Annotated in this window: 20 protein-coding genes, 1 rRNA gene and 1 pseudogene; 6 read left to right on the top strand and 16 right to left on the bottom strand. The window is 72.6% G+C overall.

Features of this window, described 5'->3' with window-relative positions; translation table 11 throughout:
• Positions 1-160: 160 nt before the first annotated feature.
• The gene (locus ACI2L3_RS25110) at positions 161-787 is read right to left on the bottom strand and encodes an NUDIX domain-containing protein (protein WP_404754638.1); all 627 of its coding nucleotides are present in this window, start codon (positions 785-787) and stop codon (positions 161-163) included.
• A gap of 87 nt (positions 788-874) precedes the next feature.
• Positions 875-2,569 (bottom strand): CTP synthase, encoded by a 1,695-nt coding sequence (locus ACI2L3_RS25115; protein WP_362991199.1) that lies wholly within the window; start codon positions 2,567-2,569, stop codon positions 875-877.
• Between the two features lie 443 nt (positions 2,570-3,012).
• Between ACI2L3_RS25115 and ACI2L3_RS25120 the strand changes: the two genes are divergently transcribed.
• Positions 3,013-4,824 (top strand): glycoside hydrolase family 15 protein, encoded by a 1,812-nt coding sequence (locus ACI2L3_RS25120; protein ID WP_404754668.1) that lies wholly within the window; start codon positions 3,013-3,015, stop codon positions 4,822-4,824.
• 82 nt (positions 4,825-4,906) lie between these two features.
• Positions 4,907-6,562: a PucR family transcriptional regulator gene (locus tag ACI2L3_RS25125; protein WP_404754639.1), complete on the top strand. Its 1,656-nt coding sequence runs from the start codon at positions 4,907-4,909 to the stop codon at positions 6,560-6,562.
• A 16-nt stretch (positions 6,563-6,578) separates the two neighbouring features.
• Here ACI2L3_RS25125 and ACI2L3_RS25130 read toward each other — a convergent pair whose 3' ends face one another.
• From ACI2L3_RS25130 to recN, 4 genes are all read right to left on the bottom strand, one after another.
• Positions 6,579-7,715: a glycosyltransferase family 4 protein gene (locus ACI2L3_RS25130; protein ID WP_404754640.1), complete on the bottom strand. Its 1,137-nt coding sequence runs from the start codon at positions 7,713-7,715 to the stop codon at positions 6,579-6,581.
• A gap of 180 nt (positions 7,716-7,895) precedes the next feature.
• Positions 7,896-8,948 carry a hypothetical protein gene (locus ACI2L3_RS25135; RefSeq protein WP_404754641.1) on the bottom strand — a complete coding sequence of 351 codons (1,053 nt, stop codon included), beginning with the start codon at positions 8,946-8,948 and terminating at the stop codon, positions 7,896-7,898.
• Between the two features lie 39 nt (positions 8,949-8,987).
• Complete coding sequence (locus tag ACI2L3_RS25140) at positions 8,988-9,767, bottom strand: hypothetical protein (RefSeq protein ID WP_404754642.1); 780 nt, start codon at positions 9,765-9,767, stop codon at positions 8,988-8,990.
• Positions 9,768-9,866: 99 nt separating this feature from the next.
• Complete coding sequence (recN, locus tag ACI2L3_RS25145; protein ID WP_404754669.1) at positions 9,867-11,594, bottom strand: DNA repair protein RecN; 1,728 nt, start codon at positions 11,592-11,594, stop codon at positions 9,867-9,869.
• 203 nt (positions 11,595-11,797) lie between these two features.
• Here recN and ACI2L3_RS25150 point away from each other — a divergent pair, with 203 nt between their 5' ends.
• On the top strand, positions 11,798-13,153 hold the full coding sequence (locus ACI2L3_RS25150) for an FtsX-like permease family protein (RefSeq protein ID WP_404754643.1): 1,356 nt from the start codon (positions 11,798-11,800) through the stop codon (positions 13,151-13,153).
• Positions 13,154-13,393: 240 nt separating this feature from the next.
• On the opposite strand, the gene ACI2L3_RS25155 is transcribed toward ACI2L3_RS25150, so the two are convergent.
• From ACI2L3_RS25155 to ACI2L3_RS25165, 3 genes are read right to left on the bottom strand one after another with little or no spacing between them, the layout of a single operon-like run.
• Positions 13,394-14,299 (bottom strand): NAD kinase, encoded by a 906-nt coding sequence (locus ACI2L3_RS25155; RefSeq protein WP_404754644.1) that lies wholly within the window; start codon positions 14,297-14,299, stop codon positions 13,394-13,396.
• 11 nt (positions 14,300-14,310) lie between these two features.
• Positions 14,311-15,126 carry a TlyA family RNA methyltransferase gene (locus ACI2L3_RS25160; protein WP_404754645.1) on the bottom strand — a complete coding sequence of 272 codons (816 nt, stop codon included), beginning with the start codon at positions 15,124-15,126 and terminating at the stop codon, positions 14,311-14,313.
• A gap of 7 nt (positions 15,127-15,133) precedes the next feature.
• Positions 15,134-15,448 carry a hypothetical protein gene (locus ACI2L3_RS25165; protein ID WP_404754646.1) on the bottom strand — a complete coding sequence of 105 codons (315 nt, stop codon included), beginning with the start codon at positions 15,446-15,448 and terminating at the stop codon, positions 15,134-15,136.
• Between the two features lie 42 nt (positions 15,449-15,490).
• Here ACI2L3_RS25165 and ACI2L3_RS25170 point away from each other — a divergent pair, with 42 nt between their 5' ends.
• Positions 15,491-15,838 (top strand): alkyl sulfatase C-terminal domain-containing protein, encoded by a 348-nt coding sequence (locus ACI2L3_RS25170; protein ID WP_404754647.1) that lies wholly within the window; start codon positions 15,491-15,493, stop codon positions 15,836-15,838.
• On the opposite strand, the gene ACI2L3_RS25175 is transcribed toward ACI2L3_RS25170, so the two are convergent.
• The 3 genes from ACI2L3_RS25175 to ACI2L3_RS25185 are packed head-to-tail and all read right to left on the bottom strand — an operon-like array spanning position 15,822 to position 18,750.
• Positions 15,822-16,685, bottom strand: coding sequence for an ABC transporter ATP-binding protein (locus ACI2L3_RS25175; protein ID WP_404754648.1), 864 nt, complete (start codon positions 16,683-16,685; stop codon positions 15,822-15,824). The genes ACI2L3_RS25170 and ACI2L3_RS25175 overlap by 17 nt on opposite strands.
• Positions 16,682-17,710: a FecCD family ABC transporter permease gene (locus ACI2L3_RS25180; protein ID WP_404754649.1), complete on the bottom strand. Its 1,029-nt coding sequence runs from the start codon at positions 17,708-17,710 to the stop codon at positions 16,682-16,684. The genes ACI2L3_RS25175 and ACI2L3_RS25180 overlap by 4 nt, the downstream gene beginning before the upstream one ends.
• The gene (locus ACI2L3_RS25185; protein ID WP_404754650.1) at positions 17,707-18,750 is read right to left on the bottom strand and encodes a FecCD family ABC transporter permease; all 1,044 of its coding nucleotides are present in this window, start codon (positions 18,748-18,750) and stop codon (positions 17,707-17,709) included. Before ACI2L3_RS25185 ends, ACI2L3_RS25180 begins: the two co-directional genes overlap by 4 nt.
• A gap of 121 nt (positions 18,751-18,871) precedes the next feature.
• Between ACI2L3_RS25185 and ACI2L3_RS25190 the strand changes: the two genes are divergently transcribed.
• Positions 18,872-19,705, top strand: a complete 834-nt coding sequence (locus ACI2L3_RS25190; RefSeq protein WP_404754651.1) for a siderophore-interacting protein — start codon at positions 18,872-18,874, stop codon at positions 19,703-19,705.
• A gap of 274 nt (positions 19,706-19,979) precedes the next feature.
• Here ACI2L3_RS25190 and ACI2L3_RS25195 read toward each other — a convergent pair whose 3' ends face one another.
• On the bottom strand, positions 19,980-21,032 hold the full coding sequence (locus ACI2L3_RS25195; protein WP_404754652.1) for an HAD hydrolase-like protein: 1,053 nt from the start codon (positions 21,030-21,032) through the stop codon (positions 19,980-19,982).
• 72 nt (positions 21,033-21,104) lie between these two features.
• Between ACI2L3_RS25195 and ACI2L3_RS25200 the strand changes: the two genes are divergently transcribed.
• The gene (locus ACI2L3_RS25200; protein ID WP_404754653.1) at positions 21,105-22,445 is read left to right on the top strand and encodes a DUF1015 family protein; all 1,341 of its coding nucleotides are present in this window, start codon (positions 21,105-21,107) and stop codon (positions 22,443-22,445) included.
• Positions 22,446-22,538: 93 nt separating this feature from the next.
• On the opposite strand, the gene ACI2L3_RS25205 is transcribed toward ACI2L3_RS25200, so the two are convergent.
• The 3 genes and pseudogenes from ACI2L3_RS25205 to rrf form a co-directional block, all read right to left on the bottom strand.
• The gene (locus tag ACI2L3_RS25205; RefSeq protein ID WP_404754670.1) at positions 22,539-23,321 is read right to left on the bottom strand and encodes a hypothetical protein; all 783 of its coding nucleotides are present in this window, start codon (positions 23,319-23,321) and stop codon (positions 22,539-22,541) included.
• Positions 23,322-23,459: 138 nt separating this feature from the next.
• A pseudogene (locus tag ACI2L3_RS25210) lies at positions 23,460-24,536 on the bottom strand (hypothetical protein); the annotation flags it as partial.
• A gap of 125 nt (positions 24,537-24,661) precedes the next feature.
• Positions 24,662-24,778: ribosomal RNA gene (gene rrf / locus ACI2L3_RS25215) — 5S ribosomal RNA — on the bottom strand.
• Between the last annotated feature and the right edge of the window lie 199 nt (positions 24,779-24,977).

Raw genomic sequence — 24,977 nt, forward strand, 5'->3', positions numbered from 1 at the left:
CTGCGCACGAACCCGCCGGGACTCCGGGCGGGACGCTTTCAGAGCCTAGTTCAGGCCCTGCGCCGCTCCTGGCCGCGCAGCACGCACAAGTCACCCGATCGGATCTGCAGATCGTCACATCGGAAGCCCCGGATGGCCCTGGGCCTTGGCTCCGGAGGGGCTACGCCTCGAAGGGCCGGGCCGGCCACGGCGCCTCGGCCGGGCGCAGCGCGTCGAGACCGTCGCCGTTGAGGGCGGCGTGCAGCGAGAGGGCGCCCACGACCAGGCAGTTGTTGTGCAGCTCGCCGGCGAGCACACCGCGCACGAGCTCCTCGAGGGGAATCCGGGCGAGCTCCATGTCGGCCTCCTCCTCCGCGACCTCGAAGCGCTCGCCCTCCGCCTCGGACAGATCGCGGGCCAGGAAGATCCGTACGGCCTCGTCGCAGCCGCCGGGCGTGGTGTAGACGTCGGTGAGGACGCGCCAGTCCTCGGCCTTGACGTGCGCCTCTTCGTAGAGCTCGCGCTGGGCGGCGTGCAGCGGGTTCTCGCCGGGGACGTCGAGGAGGCCCGCGGGGATCTCCCAGAGCTTCTGGCGGACCGGGTGGCGGTACTGGCGGATGACCAGGACGCGGCCCTCGCCGTCGAGGGCGAGGACGGCCACCGAGCCGGGGTGTACCTGGTAGTCGCGGCGGACGACGGTTCCGTCGGGCATGACCACGTCGTCGGTGCGGACGGAGGTCTTGTTGCCGACGAAGGGGGTGTCCGTCGCCGTGACCCGCCACTCCTCGGCGGTGTCCTTGATCGTCATGTCGCCCTGTCCTCCCACGTGCAAAAAGAAAAAACCGGAGTGTGCGCCCCGTGAGACGCACACCCCGGCAACCGTATCGCTCCGGTGTTACTTGCCCGACTTGCCGCCGGACTTCTGCTCGCGCTGCTGGCGCTCGACGGCGGCCTTCACCAGGCCGGCGAAGAGCGGGTGCGGACGCGTCGGACGCGAGCGCAGCTCCGGGTGCGCCTGGGTGGCGACCAGGTAGGGGTGCACCTCGCGCGGGTACTCGACGTACTCGACGAGCTTGCCGTCCGGGGAGGTGCCGGAGAACTGGATGCCCGCCTTCTTCTCCAGGTCGGCGCGGTAGGAGTTGTTGACCTCGTAGCGGTGGCGGTGGCGCTCCTCCACGTACTCCTTGCCGTCGTACACCTCGCGGGCGATGGAGCCCTCGGCGAGCTTGGCCGGGTACATGCCGAGGCGCATCGTGCCGCCCATGTCGCCCTCACCGGCGACGATGTCGAGCTGCTCGGCCATGGTGGAGATCACCGGGTGGGCGGTGGCGGCGTCGAACTCCGTGGAGTTGGCGTCCGGGATGTCCGCGAGGTTGCGGGCGGCCTCGATGACGATGCACTGCAGGCCGAGGCAGATGCCGAGGAGCGGCACCTTGTTCTCGCGGGCGTACCGGATGGCGCTGACCTTGCCGTCCACGCCGCGCTCGCCGAAGCCGCCGGGGATGAGGATCGCGTCGACGTCGCCGAGCTGCTTCTTGGCGCCCGCCGGGGTCTTGCACTCGTCGGAGGTGACCCACTTGACCTTGACGCGGGCCTTGTTCGCGAAGCCGCCCGCGCGCATCGCCTCGGTCACCGACAGGTAGGCGTCGGGCAGGTCGATGTACTTGCCGACCAGCGCGACGGTGACCTCGTGCTTCGGGTTGTGCACCCGGTCCAGGAGGTCGTCCCACTGGGTCCAGTCGACATCGCGGAACGGCAGGTCGAGCTTGCGCACGACGTACGCGTCGAGGCCCTCGGTGTGGAGCACCTTCGGGATGTCGTAGATCGACTTGGCGTCGATGGCGGCGACCACGGCGGCCTCGTCGACGTCGCACATCAGCGAGATCTTGCGCTTGATCGCGGTCGGCACCTCGCGGTCGGCTCGCAGCACGATCGCGTCCGGCTGGATACCGATGTTGCGCAGAGCGGCGACGGAGTGCTGGGTCGGCTTGGTCTTCAGCTCGCCGGAGGGGCCGATGTAGGGCAGCAGCGAGATGTGCACGACGAAGACGTTGTCCCGGCCGACCTCGTGGCGGACCTGGCGGACGGTCTCCAGGAACGGCAGCGACTCGATGTCGCCGACCGTGCCGCCGACCTCGGTGATGACGACGTCGACGTCGTCGGCCGCCATGCGGCGGATGCGGTGCTTGATCTCGTTGGTGATGTGCGGGATGACCTGGACGGTGTCGCCGAGGTACTCGCCGCGCCGCTCCTTGGCGATCACCTGGGAGTAGACCTGGCCGGTGGTCACGTTCGCCGAGCCGTCGAGGTCGACGTCGAGGAAGCGCTCGTAGTGACCGATGTCCAGGTCGGTCTCCGCGCCGTCGTTGGTGACGAACACCTCACCGTGCTGGAAGGGGTTCATCGTGCCGGGGTCCACGTTCAGATACGGGTCCAGCTTCTGCATCGTGACGCGCAAGCCCCTAGCCTTGAGCAGCGCGCCGAGACTGGACGCCGTCAGACCCTTGCCGAGAGAGGAGGCGACACCCCCGGTGACGAAAATGTGCTTGGTCGTCGTGGCTGTGCTGTTTCGGAAAGCAGCGGGCTGCATGGCCAAGAGGGGGCTCCCGTGGTCGCGGTCTGGAGGTGCGTACCGGCGTCCTCACCAGGGATTCGGGGGAGGCGCCGTCGCTGCGGTTCGGGGGTTCTATGACCACCGGCTCACGGGCTACCAGGGTATCAGCGACGGAACGGGGCTGCTTCCGGCCACGCTCCGCCACCAGGCGCACACAAGCCGGTCACCAGACCCGCACGCCCCTACTTTTCCCGGCCGCACCCGCTCTCACCTGGCGCTCACCCGTTCGGCGCAGCATCCTTGCCGGGAGGGGCGCGCGGATCACCGGGGTGCGTCGTATCCTGCTCAAACACTCGCTGCCGAGCCCCTCCGGCACACGGCACTGTCCCGCCTTGCACCCGGAACAAGCGCTCGGCAACGATCACTTGACCCCTGATCTGTAAGCGCCCCGCGGGGCGAACGTGGCCGTTCGACTGGAGATAGACGTGGCCGGGCGCATCGAGGACTACGCACTCATCGGAGACATGCAGACCGCCGCCCTGGTCTGCCGGGACGGCACAGTCGACTGGCTGTGCCTGCCCCGCTTCGACTCCCACGCCGTTTTCGCCGGCCTGTTGGGCACCGAGGAGCACGGCTTCTGGCGCCTCGGGCCCGCGTACAACCCCGACGCGGAGCCACCCACCGCCGCGCGTCGCACGTACCGCGGCGACTCACTGGTGCTGGAATCCGAGTGGGACACGCCACGCGGCACGGTCCGCGTGATCGATTTCATGCCTCCGCGCGGCAGCGACTCGCCGCAGCTGGTGCGGATCGTCGAGGGCGTCACCGGCCGGGTGCCGATGCACTCGGCCCTGCGGATGCGGTTCAGCTACGGCCGCGTGGTGCCGTGGGTACACAAGTTCGACGGGCGCACGGTGGCCGTCGCGGGCCCCGACTCGGTCTGGCTGGACACCACCACCGAGACCTACGGCAAGGACCTCACCACCTACGCCGACTTCACGGTCTCGCCGGGCGAGCGGATCGCCTTCACCATCTCGTGGCAGCCCTCGCACAAGGAACAGCCCGCGCTCGCGGAGCCCGAGGCGGCGCTCACCGCGACGGAGGACTTCTGGCGGGAGTGGGTCGACCACTGCACGTATCACGGCCCGTACCGCGAGGCCGTGATCCGCTCGCTGATCACCCTGAAGGCCCTGACGTACGCGCCGACCGGCGGCATCGTCGCGGCGCCCACCACCTCGCTGCCCGAGGACGTCGGAGGCTCCCGGAACTGGGACTACCGCTTCACCTGGCTGCGCGACGCCGCGATCACGCTCTCGTCGCTGCTGCGCACCGGCTACCGCGAGGAGGCCCGCGCCTGGCGCGAGTGGCTGCTGCGCGCGGTGGCCGGCGACCCCGAGAACCTGCAGATCATGTACGGCATCGCGGGCGAGCGCGAGCTCGGCGAGATGGAGCTGGACTGGCTGCCTGGGTACGAGGCCTCGCAGCCGGTCCGGGCGGGCAACGGCGCGGTGGGCCAGCTGCAGCTCGACGTGTACGGCGAGGTCACCGAGGCCCTCCATCTGGCCCACATGACCGGCCTGGCCCGCAACGACTACGCCTCACTCCTCCAGCTCAAGCTGATCCGTTATCTCGAGGACCACTGGAACGAGCCGGACGAGGGCATCTGGGAGGTGCGCGGCCCGCGCCGCCACTTCGTGCACTCCAAGGTGATGGCGTGGGTCGCCGTGGACCGCACCATCAAGCTCATCGAGTCCGGCGACGCGGACGGCCCGCTGGAGAAGTGGCGCGAACTGCGCGACGACATCCACCGGGACGTCTGCGAGAAGGGCTACGACAAGGAGCGGAACACCTTCACGCAGTCGTACGGCTCCAAGGAGCTGGACGCCTCGCTGCTGCTGATTCCGCAGATGGGCTTCCTGCCGCCCGACGACAAGCGGGTCATCGGCACGATCGAGGCGATCCAGCGTGAGCTCTCGACGCCGGACGGCTTCATCCTGCGCTATCCGACGTCCGGCGACGACGAGGGCGTGGACGGCCTCGAGGGCGACGAGGGCGCGTTCCTGGCCTGCTCGTTCTGGATGGCCGACGACCTCGCGATGATCGGCCGGGTCGACGAGGCCCGCAAGCTCTTCGAGAAGCTCCTGGCGCTCCGCAACGACCTGGGACTCCTCGCCGAGGAGTGGGACTCCAAGCTGCAGCGCCAGGTCGGCAACTTCCCGCAGGCGTTCAGCCACGTCCCGCTGATCGACACGGCGCTGCGGCTGACGGCGTCGGGGGCGTACGGGGGCTGACGCCCGTCGGGCGGACCGGGGCGCTCCGGATGACGGGCACCCGAGATGCCCGCCGGACAAGTGCCCCGGTAGCGTCCGCGCCATGGACAGTCAGGGCACTCAGGGCGGCATCACCGTGCAGCGCGCGCTGGAACTTCCGGGGTTGCGCGGTGGGCTCCCCGAGGTCGTGGCGGGCGCGGAGCGGCTGCAGCGGACGGTGCGGTGGGTGCACGCGGGCGAGGTGCCCAACATCGCCTCGCTCCTCAAGGGCGGCGAGCTGCTCCTCACGACGGGGCTCGGGCTCGGCGCCCGCCCGGCCGAACAGCGCGCCTTCGTGCGCAACCTCGCCGAGCGCGGCATCGCGGCGCTCGTCGTCGAGCTGGGGCCGCGCTTCACGCGGCTGCCCGCGGCGATCGTGGAGACGGCGCGGGCAGCCGGTCTCCCGCTGGTGCAGCTGCACCGCGAGGTGCCGTTCGTGACGGTCACCGAAGAGGTGCACACCGAGATCGTCAACGGCCACTACGCGCTGCTCCAGCGGGCCGAGGAGGTCCACCGGCGCTGCACGGAGGCGCTGCTCGGCGGGGGCGGCATACCGCAGGTCCTCGCCGTCCTCGCGGAGTTCAGCGGCAACCCGGTGTTCCTGGAGACGGCGGACGGGCAGCTCCTGTACGCCGCCGGGGCGGGCACCGAGTGCGCGGATCCGCTCCAGGTGTGGGAGGGGCTGCGGGGCCGGGCCGTGGACCGGGACGGGCCGCCCGCGAGCGCCGTCATCGTGGACGTGCCGGGCGGCGGCCCGGGCGGTGCTCCCGGCACCGGCTCGGTGCGGGCCCGACTCGTGCTGCTCGCCGTGGAGTCGGCGCCGCTGCCGGTGCACCGCATCGCCGCGGAGCGCGCGGCGAGCAGCCTCGCGGTGGTGCTGATGCAGGCCCGCCAGGAGGAGGAGCTCGCGGCGCGCGGCCGCGGCGACTTCCTCACCGACCTCGCGGAGGGCCGGATCACCGCCGAGGACGCCCCCGCGCAGGCCCGTGTCCTCGGCTTCAAGCCGGGTTCGGCCGACAGCCCGCTCCTTCCGGTGGTGATGCGGCTCGCGGACGGGCTGCCGACCGGCGGCGGCTGGGCGGTGCTCGCCCGGGCGGTCGCGGAGGAGCTCGCGTCGGTGGGGGTGCCCGCGCTGCTCGGCGTGCGTCCCGTCGAGGGCCGTGTGCCGCTGCTGCTCGGCCTGCGGTCGGAGTCCGAGCGGACCGCAGTCGCGGACCGGGTCGCCGCCGCGCTGCGGGCCGGCGTCGAGCGGGCCGGGATGCAGCGGCCGGGGGCGCAGCCGCCGGTCGTGGTGGTCGGGGTCGCGGGCGGCTGGGCAGCGGCCTCGGCGGGCCTGCGGCACGCGGCGGAGACGGCGACGGCCGCGCAGGGCCTCTCCGACCGCCCCTGGTACGACGCGCGGCGCCTCGACATCGACCTGCTGCTGTGGCGGCTGCACCGCCATGACGAGGACGGCGTCCTCGCGGCGTTCGTGGACCGGGCGATCGGTCCGCTGCGCGCCCACGACGAGCGTTCGAAGCCGCCGTTGCTGCCCACGCTGCAGACGTACCTCGCGCACGCGGGCCGCAAGGCGGAGACGGCCCGCGAGCTGCACCTCAACCGCCAGACCCTCTACAACCGCCTCGCCCGCATCAGCGAGTTGCTGGGCACCGATCTCGACGATCCGCAGACGGTGCTCGCGCTGAGCCTGGCGCTGCGGGCGCGCAGGCACGTGGCGTAACCGCGCGGCGTTACGGTCAGCTGTACGGCACGGGCTGCGTCAACTCGTCGTAGACGCTGAGGACTTGGGTGACCGTGTCGTCCTCGGTCGGCCAGGTGGCGGCCTGGGCCGCGCCCCGCACCTTCAGCTCCGCCCTGCGGACGGGGTCGGCGAGGAGGCGTACGACCGCGGTGGCGAGGGCTTCCGCGTCGCCGTACGCGACGAGTTCCGCCGCGTCGCCGACCAGTTCGGGGACGCCGCCGACCGCGGTCGCGACAAGCGGCACGCGCGCGTGGAGGGCCTCTTGGGCGAGCACGGAGCGGGACTCCCAGCTGCCGGGCAGCACCGCGAGGTCGGCGGCCGCGAGGAGTTCGGGGATGTCGTCACGCCGTCCGACGAGCCGGGCCGGGAGCTGCTCGTCCTCGATGCGGCGCTGCAGGGCGGTCCGTTCGGGCCCCTCCCCCGCGATGACGAGGAGCGGCAGCGGGTCCAGGTGGCGCCACGCGCGCGTGGCGTCCAGGAGTACGTCGTGTCCCCGGTTCTGTTCGAGGGCGCCGACGGCCAGGATCAGCGGGCGGTCCACGGCGCCCAGTTCGGCGCGGGCCTTGTGGAGGAGGCTGTCGGGCTCCTCCACGGTGGCCGGGCGGCGCGGCGCGGGCAGGGCGATGGCCGCGAGGCGGGCGTCGCGCGCTCCCCTGTCGCGGGCCCGGTCGACGAGGTCGGACGAGGCGCCGAGGACGACGGCCGCGGCCTTCGCGACGCGCCGCTCCAGGAGGCGCAGCACGCGGGCGCGCGCGCCCTCCGCGTGCGCGCGGGTGTGCCAGGTCACCACGAGCGGGGTGCGGCGCCCGGTGAGGGCGAGGGCGGCGCGGAGGGCGGCGTGCAGTCCGTGCGCGTGCACGAGGTCGGCGTCGGCGCAGGCGGCGCGCAGAGCGGCCACGGAGGCGGGGTCGCCGCTGCGGGGGACGGGGAGGTGCCGGGCGCCGGTACCGGCGAAGTCGTAGACGCGAGCGGCCTCTTCGGGGGCGCACACAGTGACCCGCACGCCCCTCGCGGCGAGGCCCGCGGCCAGTGATCTGACGTGCGCGCTGCTGCCCGCGCTGCCGCCCCCGAGGACTTGAACGGTGTGCAGCGGCGTCTGTCCGTGCGGCGAGTGGCTGCTCACGTGGCTCACGTGGCCGGGGCTCCTGGGTCTGCGTCGGGCGGTGCTCGGACTGGTACCCGGACTGGTACTCGGGCAGATGCTGCGCCAAGGATGCCAGTCCGTACGGGCGTTCCGGCACTGCGGAAAGGTCACTTCCGCATTTGGACGGGCAACTCCGCGGACGGGATCACCCACATGGGTGATGGAGGTTCAGAACGGACATGCGTACGGAGCGTCCCGCATGCGGTCGTAGATCCCGCGCAGCCAAGGTTCGCGTACTGCGGGCAGCCGCGCCAGCGTACTGAGGAACACCTCACGGTCGGGCCTGAACAGCCGCCAGGGGTACGGCGGCAGCGGGTCGTCACGGAAGACTCCCTCCGGCATGCCGCCCGTCACCGGAACGGGCAGCTGCGCACAGGGGAAGGCCATGTGCAGCCACACGTCGGCTTCGAGCGGCACGGCGGCCGTACCGCCGGGCGGCCGCCACACCTCGCCCGTCCGCGGGTGGCGCGGCACCAGGGCGATGTCCTCGTCGGCCGGCGGCAGGCCTGGACCGGCCAGGACGACTCGCCTTCGCGTGGGCCCCGGCGGGAGCAGCGCGTCGAGCGCGCGGCCGAAGGTTTCCTCCATGACGCCGTCGGGAAGAGCCACCCGCGCGCCCGCCGAGACCGACAGCAGATGTGCCAGCGCCGCCCCGACCGCCGCCTCCCACCGCGCGTTCCACGCCCCGCACGACTCGATCGGCGGCGCCCCCTGATGCTGTTCGGCCAGCGCCTCCCAGTCGGTCATCGCGTGCTCTGGGCCGTCATCGGGGACGCGGCGGACGGCGCCCGGAGTGAGCCACACCGCCTGCCAGTACGAGCAGTCGTCGATCCGGGTCGCCACCGCGCTGCCGCAGCACGCACAGGCGAGGTTCGGGCCGGCCCGCCCGTCGAGGCCGATGCAGTAGCCGTCGCACCGCTCGGGGATCAGGACGGTGCCGCGGGTGTCTCCCGGTGCGACGACGACCGCGCCAGGGGCACCGAAGGACAGGCTGAACTCGGGCGCGAAGACACCTCGCGCCTCCGCTTCCTCCGCCCCGACCTCGCTCCACGGGCGCCACGGCGGCCCGGCCGGCTCCGGGTCGACGGCGTACGTCCCCGACTCCATGAGCGCGGGCAGCAGATCATGTCCGTACTTCTGATGGGCACACACGGGAAGCGCGACGCGCTCGACGGAACCGGTGAGCACGGCGTCGCACCGCGCACACACGAAAACGGCCATGCGCTTTCCCCCCTTGCCCCCGTACTGCAAAACCTCGGATCAGCCGAGGTCCGCCCCCGCCACCCGGCTGACCCGCTCCCCGTACACCGCCGCGGCCACCAGCGCCGCGGCGTGCGCGACCAGACCCGCGCGGCCGTTGCCCGCGACGATCGCGGCGCCGATGCCCGCGCCCAGCGCGTGCGCGCCCGCGTCACCGATCATCGCGCGCTCCCCGACGTCAGCGGGGAGGACGGCAGCCGCGGCCCCCATGGACGCGGCGGCGACGACCGCACCGGGCCCCTTGCGCAGCAGCCCCGGCGCACCCAGCGCCAGCACGGTCGCGCAGGCGCGCCCCGGCCGCACGTCGACGAGGTTCACGAAGTGCGCGGCTCCGGCGATCACCACACCCGCGAGGACCTTGTCCGCGGGACGTTCCTTGAGCAGCGCCCCGGCGGCGAGCCCCGCCGCCGAGATGCCGAACAGCTTCACCGCACCGCTGGTGACCTCACCGCTCCGCAGCGCCCCGAGGTGCGCGCGGAACCCCCGGCGCGGGTCGTCGGCCCCCGCCATGTCGTCGTACAGACCGCAGGCACCGGCGGCGAGCACAGCCACGGCGGTGGCCGCCCGCGGCACGGCGGGCAGCGCGGCGGCTCCGACCGCGGCACCGACGGCGGCCGCGGGCCCGGCGTACAGCTCGACGGTCTTTCCCGCGTGGTTCTTCCGCATCCAGCGGGCGGTCCCGCCGGGCGGGCGCGAGCGCAACGCGGCGGTTCCCGCGCGGGTGACGGCGGCTGCGGCGAGCAGGGCGCCGAGCCGTCGCCCGGACCTGGATTCGATCATGGGATCACCCTACGTCCGCCCGCTTCCGGCCCTACCGGTCGCCCCGGGCTGCACCGGGGCTGCACCGGTCACCGGGGCTGCACCGGCCGCCGCTTGCGCTTACCCGTCGCCCCTGGCTGTCGCCAACAGCTCCTCCGCGTGGGCGCGGGCCGTCTCGGAGTCCTCCTGGCCCGCCAGCATCCGCGACAGTTCCCGCACGCGGTCCTCGCCCTCCAGGACCTGGACTCCGGAGCGGGTCACCATGCCGTCGTTCGTCTTCTCGACGAGCAGCTGGCGGTCGGCGAAGGCGGCGACCTGCGGGAGGTGGGTGACGACCACGACCTGCGCCGACTTGGCGAGGCGGGCCAAGCGCCGGCCGATCTCGACCGCCGCCTTGCCGCCGACACCCGCGTCGACCTCGTCGAAGAGGTACGTGGGGACCGGGTCCGTGCCCGCGAAGACCACCTCGACGGCGAGCATCACGCGCGACAGCTCACCGCCCGACGCGCCCTTGGCGATGGGCCGGGGCGGGGCGCCCGGGTGCGGGGCGAGAAGCAGCTCGACCTCGTCGACGCCCGCGGGCCCGTACGCGACCGTGCGGCCCCCGACCTCCACGCCGTCGGCCCCCTCGGGCACCTCCGTGCTGCTGATGGCGATCGACACGCGCGCGTGGGGCATCGCCAGCGAGGCGAGCTCCTCGGTGACGGCCGCGGCGAACCGCGACGCCGCCTCCTGCCGCGCGTCGGTCAACGTCTGGGCGAGCACGGCGAGTTCGGCGCGCAGCGCGTCCCGCTCGGCGGTCAGCTCCCCCAGCCGGTCGTCGTCGCCCTCCAGTTCGGTGAGCCGCGCCGCGCCGTCCTCCGCCCAGGCGAGCACGGCGTCGATGTCCGCCCCGTACTTCCTGGTGAGCTGCGTCAGCGCGGCCCTGCGCTCCTCGACGGCGGAGAGCCGCAGCGGGTCGGCGTCCAGGTCGTCGGCGTATCCGGCGAGCTCGCCCGCCACGTCGCCCAGCAGGATGCCGATCTCGCCGAGGCGGTCGGCGAGGGCGGAGAGGGCGGGGTCGTGGGAGCGTACGGCTTCGAGGGCCCGTGAGGCGCCCGCGACCAGCGTCGAGGCATCGACGATCTCCGGGTCCTCGGGGTTGCCTGCGAGCGCGGCGTGCGCGGCCGTGGCGGCGGAGGCGAGGGCTTCCGCGTGGCCGAGCCGCTCGGCCTCGGCCGCGAGTTCGACGTCCTCACCGGGACGCGGCTCGACGCCCGCGATCTCGTCGAGGCCGAAGCGCAGCAGGTCGGCCTCCTGGGCACGCTCACGCGCGCGGGTGGTGATCTCGTCCACCTCGGTGGTGACGGCCCGCAGTCTGCGGTACGCGGCCGTGTACTTGGCGAGCGGCACGGCGACCGCGTCGCCCGCGTACCGGTCGAGGGCAGCGCGCTGCCGAGCCGGCTTGAGCAGGCCCTGCTGATCGGTCTGGCCGTGCACGGCGACGAGGTCGTCGGCGAGTTCGGAGAGCAGACCGACCGGCACCGAGCGCCCGCCGAGGTGCGCCCGCGAGCGCCCTTCCGCCGAGACGGTCCGGCTGATCAGCAGAGCACCGTCGTCGAGTTCGGCCCCGGCCTCCTCGGCGCGCACCACCGCCGAGGCGTCGGCGGGCACGGTGATGCGCCCCTCCACCACCGCCGACTTCGCGCCGATCCGCACCAGGGCGGGATCCGCGCGGCCGCCGAGCAGCAGGCCAAGGCTGGTGACCACCATCGTCTTGCCCGCACCGGTCTCACCCGTCACGGCGGTGAAGCCCGGCGACAGCTCGACGACCGCGTCATCGATGACTCCGAGCGACCGTATCCGCATCTCCTCCAACACGGACACGACCTTACGAGGTCGGAGGCCCGGTGTGCGACGGGCCCTGGCCTCCGGTCGCGAAGGCGCAGGTCGAAGCGGCGCATCGGCGGCGGCTGTCACCCGCTGGAGTGGAGGGGGTGGGGTTATCCCCAGCAAGATCCACCAGCTCACCGCATGGCTCCCTGCCGGGGCCCGCGGCGACCATGATCCACATGGCAACAGGACTGGCACGGGCGGCGCTGCGCGCGCACCGCCCGGCATTTGTGGGCACGGCCGTGGCCGCGCTCTTCGCGGCGACCGTGGTGAGCGCGTCGACGATGATGCTCGGCACGACGAGCGCCGACCGCGCCGGGCTCTCCGCCCGGGCCCGGAAGCAGATCACGGAGAACGGCGTGGGCGACATGGCGACCGTCCTCCTGATCGGCTCCATCTACATGTCGATATTCGTGGTCGTCTCGACGATGGGCACGGCCGTCGCGCAGCAGCACCGGGAGCTCGCGATGGTGCGTTCCATCGGCGCCAAGCCCCGCCAGGTCCGCCGCGCGGTGGCCGTCCAGGCGCTCGCCGCCTCGGTCCCCGCCGCGCTCGCCGGCTTCGTGCTCGGCGGCTTCGGAGCCCGGTGGTGGCACGCCGGCATGGTCGACCACGGGCTGCTGCCCGCCGAAGCGGGCTTCCGCTTCAGCTGGCTCGCGCTGCCGGTGTGCGTCGGCGTGGCCGTGGTGACGACGACCGTGGCCGCGCTGCTGTCCGCGCTGCGGTTCTCACTGCTCCGCCCGGCCCGCGCCCTGAGCGAGGCGGCGACGGGCCGCCGCGGGCTCGGCATCCTGCGGGCGCCGCTCGGACTCCTCGCGGTGGCGGGGGCCTGCTTCGTCTCCGTACTCCTGTCGAAGCAGCCCGCGGACGAGGCGAGCGAGGGCGCCTTCCTCGTCCTCATCCTCTTCTGCGCCGGCGCAGGACTGCTCGGCCCGCGCATCATCGGCCCCGCGGCCTGGCTGGTCTCGGCGGCCCTCGGCCGGTTCGGGCCCAGCGCGCGCCTGGCGATGCTCAACGTCCGCTCGCAGCCCCGCCGCTTCTCCGCCGCGGTCGTCCCCCTCGTCCTGGTCGTGGGCTTCGGCCTCACCAAGATCGGCATGCATACGACGGCCCAGCACCACACCGGCTCCGCGGGCAGCCCGGGCGAGGTCTGGCTCGACTACGTGGGCACGGGGCTGTACGCGGGCTTCGCCGCCATCGCCGCGGCGAACACCCTCGCCATGATCTCCTTCGAGCGCCGCCGCGACGTGGCGCTCCTCCGGGTCATCGGCAGCCAACGGGCGCAGGTGGGCGCGATGGCGGCCTGGGAGGCCGTGGTGGTCGCCGGCACGGCCCTGCTGCTAGGCACCGCGATCGCCCTCGGCACCCTGGCCCCCATCCTCAGCACAGCCTTCGGCTCACCGCTCCCCCACCTGCCGTGGCCCGTGCCCTCGGCCCTGACGGCAGCCACCCTGCTCCTCACCCTCCTGGCAACGGGCCTCCCGGTGCGCGCAGCGGTACGAAGGCAGGCGATCTCCGTGGTCAGCTCAACATAAAAGCCAGGGGCACAGAGGGCGCCCCTCCAGGGGCGCGGGGAACTGCGCGACCAGCCACAGCCGACCCGCACGACACAACCAACAGGCACCCGCTCCAGGGGCGCGGGGAACTGCGCGACCAGCCCTCGACGGCCCGCACGGCACAACCGAGGCGCAACCCCTCCAGGGGCGCGGGGAACTGCGCGACCAGCCCCCACCGACCCGCACAGCACCACGCACCCCACCACCCCCGACCAGGGCCTAGTGGGGCGCCCCGCGCCACCCAGACACCGGCAGCGCGAACTTCGCGACAAGCCGATCCGTGAACGACGCATGGTGCAGCCGAGCAAGCCGCACCGGCACCTCCCCCCTCCGCACCTCCACCCGCGCCCCGGAGGGCAGTTCCAGCGTCCGCCGCCCATCGCACCACAGCACCCCGTGCGGCGTGTCCGGCTGCACCTCGACGGCGAGCACCGAGTCCGGCGAGGTCACCAGGGGCTTGGCGAACAGGGCGTGCGCGCTGATGGGGACCATGAGCAGCGCCTCGACCTCCGGCCACACCACGGGCCCGCCGGCGGAGAAGGCGTACGCCGTCGAACCGGTCGGGGTGGCACACACGATGCCGTCGCAGCCGAAGCCCGTGACGGGCCGCCCGTCGATCTCCAGGACGACCTCGAGCATCCGCTCGGGCGACACCTTCTGCACGGCGGCCTCGTTGAGCGCCCAGTCGCGGTGCACGACGTCACCGTTGCGGTGCACGACGACGTCGATCGTCATGCGCTCCTCGACCTCGTACGCCTTGGTGACCACGCGGTCGACGACCTTGTCGAGGTCGTCCCGCTCGGCCTCCGCGAGGAACCCCACGCGTCCGAGGTTCACCCCGAGCATGGGCACGCCGGACGCGCGGGCGAACTCGGCGCCGCGCAGCAGCGTCCCGTCACCGCCGAGGACGACGATGAGCTCGCAGTCGTCGATGCACTCGGCCGTGGCCTCCTCCACCGTCTGGACGTCGGCGGGCAACGTCAGGTCCACGGCTTCCGCCTCCAGGACCCGCACGCCGATGCCGCTGCGCAGCAGCCCCTGGACGACGAGCTCGGCGCTGCGGATGGCCGCGGGCCGTCCGGTGTGCGCGAGCAGGAAGACGGTACGAGTTCCGGTCTGAGTCACTCGGGTCTGGGTCAACGGGGCCCCTCCGCCACGGCACGGTCAACGTCCGCCGGGTCCAGCTCAGCGGCCCCGGCGCGCAGCCACAGAAAGTACTCGACGTTCCCGGAGGGCCCCGGCAGCGGGCTGGCGGTCACTCCGCGCACCCCGAGTCCGAGCCCCCACGCCTGCCGCGCCACCCCGCGCACGGCTTCGGCCCGCAGCTCGGCGCTGCGCACCACACCACCGCTGCCGAGCCGCTCCTTGCCGACCTCGAACTGCGGCTTGACCATGAGGACGAGATCCGCGTCGGGCGCCGCGCACCGCACCAGGGCGGGCAGCACGAGCCCGAGCGGGATGAAGGAGAGGTCCCCGACGACCACGTCGACGGGGACTCCGTCGATGGCTTCGAGCGTCAACTCGCGTACGTTCGTCCGGTCCTTCACCGTGACCCGCTCGTCGCTCTGGAGCGACCACGCGAGCTGGCCGTATCCGACATCGACGGCCACGACGTGCGCGGCGCCCGCGCGCAGCAGCACATCGGTGAAGCCGCCGGTGGACGCGCCCGCGTCCAGCGCGCGCCGCCCCTCGACGACCAGGCCCTGCGGCCCGAAGGCGGCGAGGGCGCCCGCCAGCTTGTGCCCGCCGCGCGAGACGTAGTCGGGGTCGCTGTCGTCCTGCGAGACCACGATCGCGGCGGCCGTCTCGACCTGGGTCGCCGCCTTGGTCGCGACGGTCTTGCCGACCGCGACCCGGCCTGCGGCGATCAGCTGGCTCGCGTGCTCGCGCGAGCGCGCGAGCTTCCTGCGGACGAGCTCGGCGTCGAGGCGGCGTCGTGCCACTCCTGCCACGTTCGGTTCAGCTCCTGTTGTCGTACGAGGATGATGGCGGCGCCCCGGTGGGTGCCGGTGGGCCGGGGCGCGCGTCGAGCGCGGTCAGCGCGTCGCGCAGGCCCCGGTGTACATCCTCGTACACCTCGATGTGGCCGTCGGTGGCGAGGTGGTCGGCATCACCGAGCCGGGCGAGGGAGGCGTCCACCTCGGCGTTGCCGGTGGGGGTGCGCTCGACGCCGAGGGGCGCGGGGGCGGCGGGGTCGTACGACGGCTCGTCCGGAACCTCGGGCTCCGGCCGCGCCGCCTCCCCCGCTCCGGGGCCCGCGTGTGAGTCGCTCATGGCATGACGCTACCTCGTGGGCCTGGGGTACCGTCGATCACGATGGCGACCATGGCGGAGTGCCGCACAGCACTCGACAGACTCTCGGACACCCTCGCGTCCGCCGACGGCGACGTGCGCGGCGCCGCTGCCCTGAACCGCTCGCTGAGCTGCCGCGTCACCGACCTCGACGTCACCTTCACCGGCCGGCTCGAGAACGGCCGGATCACGGTGCTCGACGACCACCCGGGCCCGCCGCGCGAGAAGGCGGAGATCCGCCTCGCGATGACCGGCGACGACCTGGTCTCGATGGTGGACGGCGAGCTCAACTTCGCGAAGGCCTGGGCCTCGGGCCGGGTCAAACTGGAAGCGGGCTTCCGGGACCTGCTGAAGCTCAGGTCGCTGCTTTAGCCGGGGCCCGCCGCCCGGTGCGGGCGGCCGGGACCACCAGCGGCGTCCCCGTCTCCGGGTCGTCGATGATCCGGCACTGGATCCCGAAGGTCTGCTCCACCAGCTCCGCCGTGACGATCTCGGAGGGCGGGCCCTCGGCGAGCACCGCGCCGTCGCGCAGCACGATGAGGTGCGTGGCGTAGCGGGCGGCGTGGTTGAGGTCGTGCAGGACGGCGACGAGTGTGCGGCCCTGCTCCTCGTGGAGCTCGGCGCAGAGGTCCAGGACGTCGAGCTGGTGCTGGATGTCGAGGAAGGTCGTCGGCTCGTCGAGGAGCAGCAGCGGGGTCTGCTGGGCGAGCGCCATGGCGATCCAGACGCGCTGGCGCTGCCCTCCGGAGAGCTCGTCGACGTACCGGTCGGCGAGCGCGCGTACGCCAGTCGCCTCCATGGACTCGTCGACGATCCGCTCGTCCTCCGCCGACCACTGCCGCAGCAGCCCCTGGTGGGGGTAGCGGCCGCGGGCGACCAGGTCGCCGACCGTGATGCCGTCGGGCGCGATGGACGACTGCGGCAGCAGGCCGAGCGTCTTGGCGACCTTCTTCGCCGGCATCGACTGGATGACGTTCCCGTCGAGCAGTACCCGTCCCGCGGACGGCTTGAGCATCCGGGACAGGGCGCGCAGCAGCGTGGACTTGCCGCAGGCGTTGGGGCCCACGATCACGGTGAAGGAGTTGTCGGGGATCTCGACGGACATCTTCTCCGCGATGACGCGCTGGTCATAGCCGAGGGTGACGTCGTCGGCGACGAGCCGGTTCACAGCAGCACGCTCCTGGTCGTGGGGTGGTACGGGATCACGGCGGGGCTTCATATCCGTCCCGCCTTGCGCTGGGTGACGAGCAGCCCGAGGAGATAGACGCCGCCGAGGACACCCGTGACGACGCCGACGGGCAGCTGGTCCGCGCCGAAGGCCCGCTGCGAGGCCCAGTCCGCGACGATCAGGAGCGTGGCGCCCATGAACATGGCGGGCATCAGGTTGGGGCCCGGCGAGCGCGTGAGCCTGCGCGCCAGCTGCGGCGCGGTCAGCGCGACGAAGCTGACGGGCCCCGCGGCGGCGGTGGCGGCCGCGGTGAGCAGCACGGAGGCGGTGAGCAGCACGAAGCGGGTGCGTTCGACGCGTACGCCGAGCGAGTTCGCGACGTCGTCGCCCATCTCCAGCATCCGCAGCGGACGCCCGTACACGAGTACGAGAGGTACGAGGACGGCGCAGAGCACGAGCAGCGGCCACACCTGGTCCCAGTCGCGGCCGTTGAGGGAGCCGGTCATCCAGACCACGGAACGGGCGGCGTCGACGAAGTCCGCCTTGGTGAGCAGATAGCCGTTGATGGCGGTGATGAACGCCGAGACACCGATGCCGACGAGGACGAGGCGGTAGCCGTGCACACCGCGCTTCCAGGCGAGCAGATAGATGGCGAGGCCGGTGACGAGACCGCCGACGAGCGCGCCGCCCGCGACCTCGGCCGCGCTGCCCTGGAACAGGACGATCATGGTGAGCGCCCCGGCGGTCGCGCCCTGGCCGAGGCCGAGCACGTCGGGGCTGCCCAGCGGGTTGCGGGCGATGGACTGGAAGAGCGCGCCGCCGAGGCCGAGGGCCGCGCCCACCAGGAGCCCGACCAGGACCCGCGGCAGCCGCAGGTCGTTGATGATGAACTCCTGCCCGGCGTCGCCGTTGCCGAGCAGGGTGCGGATGACGTCGGCGGCCGGGATGTCGAAGTCGCCGGTGCCGATGAGGACGACGCCGGAGACCGCGGCGGCGGCCACGAGGAGGGTGACGACCACGGCCGTGCGGACGTCGAGCCGGACGGAGAGGCCGCCCCGGGTGCGTATCGCCTTCACAGCTGGGCCACCTTCCGACGGCGTACGAGGAAGACGAAGACCGGTGCGCCGATGACCGCGGTCACGATGCCCACCTGGAGCTCCGACGGCCGCGCCACGACGCGCCCGACGACGTCCGCGCCGAGCAGCAGGACCGGCGAGAGGACGGCCGCGTACGGCAGGATCCAGCGCATGTCGGGCCCGGTGAAGGAGCGCACGATGTGCGGCACCATCAGGCCGACGAACACGATCGGTCCGCACGCGGCGGTCGCGGCGCCGCAGAGCAGGGTCGCCGCCGCCATGGCCAGGATGCGCGTGCGCGTGAGGTGGGCGCCGAGCGCGCGGGCGGTGTCGTCGCCCATGGCCATGGCGTTCAGCGGCCGGGCCAGGGAGAGCGCGAGCACGGTGCCGATCGCGAGGAACGGCAGCACCTGCTCGATGGTGTCCATGTTGGCGGAGGCCAGCGAGCCGACCGTCCAGAAGCGCATCTTGTTGAGCGCGGCTCCGTCCATGATCATGACGGCTTGCAGATAGCCGTAGAGGGCCGCGCTGAGCGCCGTACCGGCGAGCGCGAGCCGCACCGGGGTCGCCCCGCGCGAGCCGCCGAGCAGGTAGAGCAGTACGCCGACGAGCAGCGCCCCCACGAAGGCGAACCACACATAGCCGCTCAGCGAGGTGACGCCGAAGAAGCTGATCGCGCTGACGACCGCGGCGGAGGCGCCGAGATTGATGCCGAGCAGCCCGGGGTCGGCCAGCGGGTTGCGGGTGAGCGCCTGGAGGACGGCTCCGGAGAGGCCGAGCGCGACTCCGGCGAGGACCCCGAGCAGGCTGCGCGCGAGCCGCTCACCGACCACGACGTCCGCGTACGTCCCCGTGTCGTGGAACAGCCCGTGCCAGACCTGCTCCATGGACATCGACTTGGCGCCGACGGCGACACTCGTGAGGAAGAGGAGCAGCAGCACGGCCACCGCGGCGAGCAGCCCGGCGCTGCGTACCGCCCGGCGTTCGGGGGGCGCGGGGGCGGTCTCCGCGCGGGTTCCAGGGGGACTGTCGACCAACACCGGGTTAGGTTAGCCTACCCTCGCACTTGACTTCGACGAGCCATCGACGAGACTCCGACGCGACTTCGACGAGAGAAGCACCACCCATGCACGCAGCCCGGCGCACCCCGAGGCCCCAGCGATGACCGACTCCCCGTACCGGTACTTCGACGTCCAGGTGCTGCGCACCGAGCACATCACCCCCGCCATGATCCGGGTGACCTTCGGCGGCGCCGACCTGCCCCGCATGGCGGCGGGCGGCCCCGACCAGCGCATCAAGATCTTCCTGCCGCACCCCGGCCAGGACAGCCCGGTCATGCCGGACACCGGCTCCGGGGACGTCGCCGACTGGTACGCCGCGTGGTACGCCCTCGACCCTTCGGTACGGGGCATCATGCGCACGTACACGACCCGCCGGCTGCGCCGCGACCCGGACGAGCTGATCGTCGACTTCGCCGTCCACGACCCGGCGCCCTCGCCCGCCGACGGCCCGGCGACCAGCTGGGCGCGGACCGCGCGCCCCGGCGCCCGCATCGGCGTCCTCGGCCCGGTCGAGGAGGAGAACGCGGCGTACGACTTCCGGCTGCCGCAGGACACCGACTGGCTGCTCCTCGCCGCCGACGAGTCGGCGCTGCCCGCCGTCGCGAACATCCTGGAGAAGCTCCCGACCGGCCTGCCGACCCGCGTATGGATCGAGCTCCACGACCTCGCCGACCGCCAGGACCTGCCCACCGAGGCCGACGCCGAGATCCACTGGCTCACCCGGGAGGGCGCCACCACGGCCGCGATCCGCGGCGCGGACCTCCCCGAAGGCACCCCCTACGCCTGGATCGCCGGCGAGTCCGCGACCGTCAAGGCCGTCCGCCGCCATCTCGTCGGCGACCGCGGCTTCGACCGCAAGAAGGTCACGTTCTCGGGCTACTGGCGCAAGGGAACGACCACGGACCAGCTCATCGACAACGACGAAAGCGCCTGACGCCGAACCGTCACCCCGGTACCGCGCCCGCCAGGACCCTCCTCCTGAGCGGGCGCTTTCCGTAACCGCCGCGCACCGCGCCACGCACCCCGGCGCGGGAGCGCAGCCCCCCCGCCGGGGACTCACACCCTGACGGGGGCCCCTGGGCGGGAGACTCACCCCCGGCACAGGCTCACCGCCCTGAGCAGGGACTCACACCCCCCGGCTGGCACTCACAACCACCCGGCGGGAGCCACAGCCCCACGGCGGAGACTCGCAGCCCGCCGGCGGCGACTCACAGCCCCAGCCGGGACAACGCCTTCCCCGCGTCCAGCTCGCACACCCCGTCACCGGCCTCCGTCCAGGCCGCCGCGCACAGCGCCCGCAGCCCGTCCATGGCCTCGCCCTCGCCGTCCAGCGCGAGCTCCCCGCCGCGCACCGAAGCGGTCCACCCGCCGCAGCCGAAGCCGCCCTCCACGGACGTGACGTCGGGCTGGCCGGTGAGCATCCCGCGCAGATCCGCGTCCACGTACGTCGGCCGGTGCTCGGGCCGCGCGGCGAGCAGCTGCGCCCCGTCCGTGACACCGGTCAGCACGAGCAGCGAATCCACCTCCCCGTTGAACGCCCCCTCGATGTCCGTGTCCAGCCGGTCGCCCACCACCAGCGGCCGCTCGGCGCCGGTCCGCAGGATCGTCTCCCGGTGCATCGGGGGCAGCGGCTTGCCCGCGACCTGCGGCTCGGCGCCCGTCGCGATCCGGACGACCTCGACCGCCGCGCCGTTGCCCGGGGCGATGCCACGGGCGCTCGGAATCGTCAGGTCCGTGTTCGAGGCGAACCACGGCACCCCGCGCGCGATCGCGTAACTGGCCTCCGCGAAGCGCCCCCACGCCATGTCCGGCCCGCCGTACCCCTGCACGACCGCCACCGGGTCGTCGTCGGCCGACTCGACCGGCTCCAGACCCCGCTCGCGCAGCGCGACCCGCAGCCCCTCACCGCCGATCACCAGCACCCGCGCCCCCTCGGGCACATGCTCACTCACGAGCCGGGCCGCGGCCTGCGCCGACGTGATGACGTCCGAGCCGTCGGTCGCGATCCCCAGCTCCGTCAGATGCTCCGCCACCGCGTCCGGAGTACGCAGCGCGTTGTTCGTGACATACGCGAGGTGCATGCCGCCCTCGCGCGCGGCACCCAGCGACGGGACCGCGTGCGCGATGGCCCGCCCACCCGCGTACACCACCCCGTCCAGATCGAGCAGAGCCGTGTCGTAGACCTCACTCAGCGCCCGGCCACTGCCCTCCGGCCGCGTCCTGACGGCCCTGTCCGCACTCCGGCCCGCGGTCTGGCTCATTACGCATCGCTCCTCGATCGATCCCACTCCCCCGATCATCGCTCATGCCACTGACACACATACGATGCCCTAATGAACACAGCGGGTCACACCGACGACAGCGGCCTCGACCTGATCCCGTTCCGGGGCGTGCGCTACGTCCCCGAACGGGTCGGCAGCCTCGCCGCGGTGACCTCACCGCCGTACGACGTGGTGGTCCGCCCGGACGGCCTGCTGCACCTGGAATCCGCCGACCCGCACAACATCGTCCGGCTGATCCTCCCGCAGGCCACCACCCCGGCCGCCCGCAACCAACAGGCCGCGGACACCCTCCACACCTGGCTCGCCGAGGGCATCCTCGCCCCCGACACCGAACCCAGCCTGTACGTCTACGAACAGCGGGACAGCGACATCCTGCAGCGCGGCGTCATCGGCGCGCTCCGCCTCTCGGAAGCAGCGGACGGCGTCGTCCTCCCCCACGAGGGCGTCATGCCCCACGTCGTGGAGGACCGCGCCGCCCTGATGCGGGCGACCTCCGCCAACCTGGAGCCGCTGCTCCTGACCTACCGCAGCGACAGGGACGACGAGCACGACGCGACCGGCGAGCAGGTGAGCGACGAGCCCAGGCCCGGGCCCGGAGGCGGACCCGGGGGCGCGATGGCCGTCATCGAACGCACCGCCCAGCGCGAGCCCCTCCTCTCGACCACTACGGAGGACGGCTTCCACCACCGCCTGTGGTCCATCACGGACCCCGCGGAGATCGCCGAAATCCGGTCGGACCTCTCCCACCACCAGGCCCTGATCGCCGACGGCCACCACCGCTGGGCGACCAATCTGCGCCTGCGCGCCGAGCACCCGTCACCGAGCGCCTGGGACTACGGCCTCGTCCTCCTGGTGGACACGGCCCGCTACCCGCTGCGAGTCCGTGCCATCCACCGCTATCTCCACCGGCTGCCGGTGGCCGACGCCCTCCAGACCCTCGGCGACTCCTTCCGCATACGTACGGTCGAGGGCGCGCTCGACCACGCCCTGGACGCCCTGGCCGAAGCCGCGGCGAAGAGCAACGCCTTCCTCCTCGCCGGTGACGGCGCCTTCCACCTCGTCGACCACCCGTCCCCGGACCTCCTCGCCCGGACGATCCCGGACGACCGCCCGGAGGCCTGGCGCACCCTCGACGCGACGGTCCTGCACTCCACGCTCCTCGACCACGTCTGGCAGATCCCCGACACCCCGGAACACATCGCGTACATCCACGACACCGCGGCGACGGTCGAGAAGGCGGAGCGCGACGGCGGCACGGCGGTCCTGATGCACCCGGTCCGCGAAAAGGTGGTCCGCGACCTGGCCCGGCAGGGCGTCACGATGCCCCGCAAGTCGACGTCCTTCGGCCCGAAGCCGGCGACGGGCCTGGTCCTGCGCGACCTCGCGTTCTGAGTACGACACACAGACATCCACATACGACAAAGGGCGGGCCCCCTAGGGAAGCCCGCCCTTCGTCACACCTCGGACCGACGCCCGAGGACCAAATCAGTCCTTGTGACCCGCATCACCGGCGTCACTCGCGTCACCCGCGTCATCCAGGTCATCCGCCTCATCGGCGTCCGGAACGACCGACTCCTCGTCCGTGTCCTCACCCATGGCGTCGACGAACTCGACACCGTCCAGCTCGGCCAGGCGGTCCGACGCGTCGGTGCTGCCGTCCTTGTCGGACTCGATGACCTTCGCGAACCACTCCCGCGCCTCGTCCTCGCGCCCGGCGGAGAGCAGCGCGTCGGCGTACGCGTACCGGAGCCGCGCGGTCCACGGCTGGACGGAGTTCGACGCCAGCTCGGGGCTCTGCAGGGTCACGATGGCCGCGTCGATCTGGTCCATGTCGCGGCGGGCCCCGGCGGCGACGAGCCGCATCTCGACCTGCCCCGCCTTGTCGAGCTTGTGCACCTCGGGCGCACCGGCCATCTCCAGCGCCTTCTCGGGCCGGCCGAGCCCACGCTCGCAGTCCGCCATGACGGGCCACAGCTCGACGCTGCCGGTCATCCGCCGGGCGGCCCGGAACTCGGCGAGCGCCTCGCTGTACTTCTGGTTCGCGTACGCGGCGAAGCCGGCGGCCTCACGCACGGCGGCGACCCTGGAGGCCAGCCGCAGCGCGATCCGCGAGTAGGCGTACGCCTGCTCGGGGTCCTCGTCGATGAGCTTGGCGACCATCACCAGGTTCTTGGCGACGTCCTCAGCGAGCCCCTTGGGAAGGCTCTGCAGCTCCTGCTGAACGTCCTTGTCGATCTCGAACCCCGTGACGTCCTCGGGAATCGGCAGCCGCCGGATGGGCTCGCGGTCGTTGTCCCGGCGATCGTCCCGCCCGCCGCGGTACCCACCACGGTCGCCGTCACGCCGGTCATCACGCCCACGGAACCCACCGGGACGCCCACCACGGTCGTCACGGCGCGGCCCACCGCGCCCACGGTCGTCGCGGCCCCGGTCATCACGCCCGCGGTATCCGCCGCCGCCACGGTTCTCGTCACGCCCGCCGCGGTACCCACCACGGTCCCCGTCACGCCGGTCGTCCCTGCGGTCGTCCCTGCGCTCGTAAGGCCGGTCGTCCCGCCGCTCGTCGCGACGGATGCCGCCACGGTCCCCACGGTCGCTGTCCCGACGGTCATCGCGCCGGTCATCCCTGCGGTCGTCGCGGCGGAAGGCGGGACGGTCCCCGTCACGCCGGTCATCACGCCGGAACCCACCACGGTCACGGTCGTCACGGCGCGGCCCACTGGGCCGGTCATCACGACGGAACGGAGGCCGACCACCACGGTCACCCTCACGACGGTCATCCCGCCGGTCGTCCCGGCCCCGGTCGTCACGACCCTGGTAGCCACCACCGCGGTATCCGCCACCGCGGTTGTCACCACGGCTGTCGTCGCGACGGAAGCCGCCACGGTCCCCACGGTCATTGTCCCGACGGTCATCACGCCGGTCATCGCGGCGATCGTCACGCCGGAAAGCGGGACGGTCACCATCGCGCCGGTCGTCGCGACGCGGCCCGCTCGGCCGGTCATCACGCCGGAACGGCGGACGGCCACCGCGGTTGTCACCACGGCTGTCGTCGCGACGGAAGCCACCACGGTCCCCGCGGTCATTGTCCCGGCGATCGTCACGCCGGTCATCGCGCCGGTCGTCGCGGCGGAAGGCGGGACGGTCCCCGTCACGCCGGTCATCACGCCGGAACCCACCACGGTCACGGTCGTCACGGCGCGGCCCACTGGGCCGGTCATCACGCCGGAACGGCGGACGGCCACCACGGTCACCCTCACGACGGTCATCACGCCGGTCGTCACGACCCTGGTAGCCACCACCGCGGTAACCACCACCGCGATTGTCGCCACGGCTGTCACCACGGCTGTCGTCGCGACGGAAGCCGCCTCGGTCTCCGCGGTCGTTGTCTCGACGGGGAGCCCCGCGATATCCGCCCCGGTCACCACCGTCCCGGCTGCGCTGCTCGCGCTCCGGTCGCTCGTCGGGAGAGTTGGGGGACATCGGTGACTCCTAGTCTTCGGTACCGCAGTCATTCTCGCGCAGCCGGCAGGCCGGCGCGCTTCGACAAAAACAAAAGGACCCTTGGTCCCAGCGTGGACGCTGGGACCAAGGGTCCTCCAAAAATTGTTCGGCGGCGTCCTACTCTCCCACAGGGTCCCCCCTGCAGTACCATCGGCGCTTTGAGGCTTAGCTTCCGGGTTCGGAATGTAACCGGGCGTTTCCCTCACGCTATGACCACCGAAACCCTATGAAATATCCTACGCAAACGCAGGATCTCAAACAGGGCAGCGAACAAGCACACTTTTCAATTAATAGTGACGCTGTTCAGCCGACACAACTGTTCGTTGTTTCAGAACCAACACAGTGGACGCGAGCAACTGAGGACAAGCCCTCGGCCTATTAGTACCAGTCACCTCCACCCGTTACCGGGCTTCCAGATCT

It is taken from the genome of Streptomyces sp. NPDC029674, from assembly GCF_044903205.1.
Taxonomy (GTDB): domain Bacteria; phylum Actinomycetota; class Actinomycetes; order Streptomycetales; family Streptomycetaceae; genus Streptomyces.

Excerpts from the sequence above, each read along its gene's own strand:
- ACI2L3_RS25110 (WP_404754638.1), bottom strand. The coding sequence starts at position 787 with ATGACGATCAAGGACACCGCCGAGGAGTGGCGGGTCACGGCGACGGAC.
- ACI2L3_RS25115 (WP_362991199.1), bottom strand. The coding sequence starts at position 2,569 with ATGCAGCCCGCTGCTTTCCGAAACAGCACAGCCACGACGACCAAGCAC.
- ACI2L3_RS25125 (WP_404754639.1), top strand. The coding sequence starts at position 4,907 with ATGGACAGTCAGGGCACTCAGGGCGGCATCACCGTGCAGCGCGCGCTG.
- ACI2L3_RS25135 (WP_404754641.1), bottom strand. The coding sequence starts at position 8,948 with ATGGCCGTTTTCGTGTGTGCGCGGTGCGACGCCGTGCTCACCGGTTCC.
- ACI2L3_RS25140 (WP_404754642.1), bottom strand. The coding sequence starts at position 9,767 with ATGATCGAATCCAGGTCCGGGCGACGGCTCGGCGCCCTGCTCGCCGCA.
- recN (WP_404754669.1), bottom strand. The coding sequence starts at position 11,594 with ATGCGGATACGGTCGCTCGGAGTCATCGATGACGCGGTCGTCGAGCTG.
- ACI2L3_RS25150 (WP_404754643.1), top strand. The coding sequence starts at position 11,798 with ATGGCAACAGGACTGGCACGGGCGGCGCTGCGCGCGCACCGCCCGGCA.
- ACI2L3_RS25165 (WP_404754646.1), bottom strand. The coding sequence starts at position 15,448 with ATGAGCGACTCACACGCGGGCCCCGGAGCGGGGGAGGCGGCGCGGCCG.
- ACI2L3_RS25170 (WP_404754647.1), top strand. The coding sequence starts at position 15,491 with ATGGCGACCATGGCGGAGTGCCGCACAGCACTCGACAGACTCTCGGAC.
- ACI2L3_RS25175 (WP_404754648.1), bottom strand. The coding sequence starts at position 16,685 with ATGAAGCCCCGCCGTGATCCCGTACCACCCCACGACCAGGAGCGTGCT.
- ACI2L3_RS25190 (WP_404754651.1), top strand. The coding sequence starts at position 18,872 with ATGACCGACTCCCCGTACCGGTACTTCGACGTCCAGGTGCTGCGCACC.
- ACI2L3_RS25195 (WP_404754652.1), bottom strand. The coding sequence starts at position 21,032 with ATGAGCCAGACCGCGGGCCGGAGTGCGGACAGGGCCGTCAGGACGCGG.
- ACI2L3_RS25200 (WP_404754653.1), top strand. The coding sequence starts at position 21,105 with ATGAACACAGCGGGTCACACCGACGACAGCGGCCTCGACCTGATCCCG.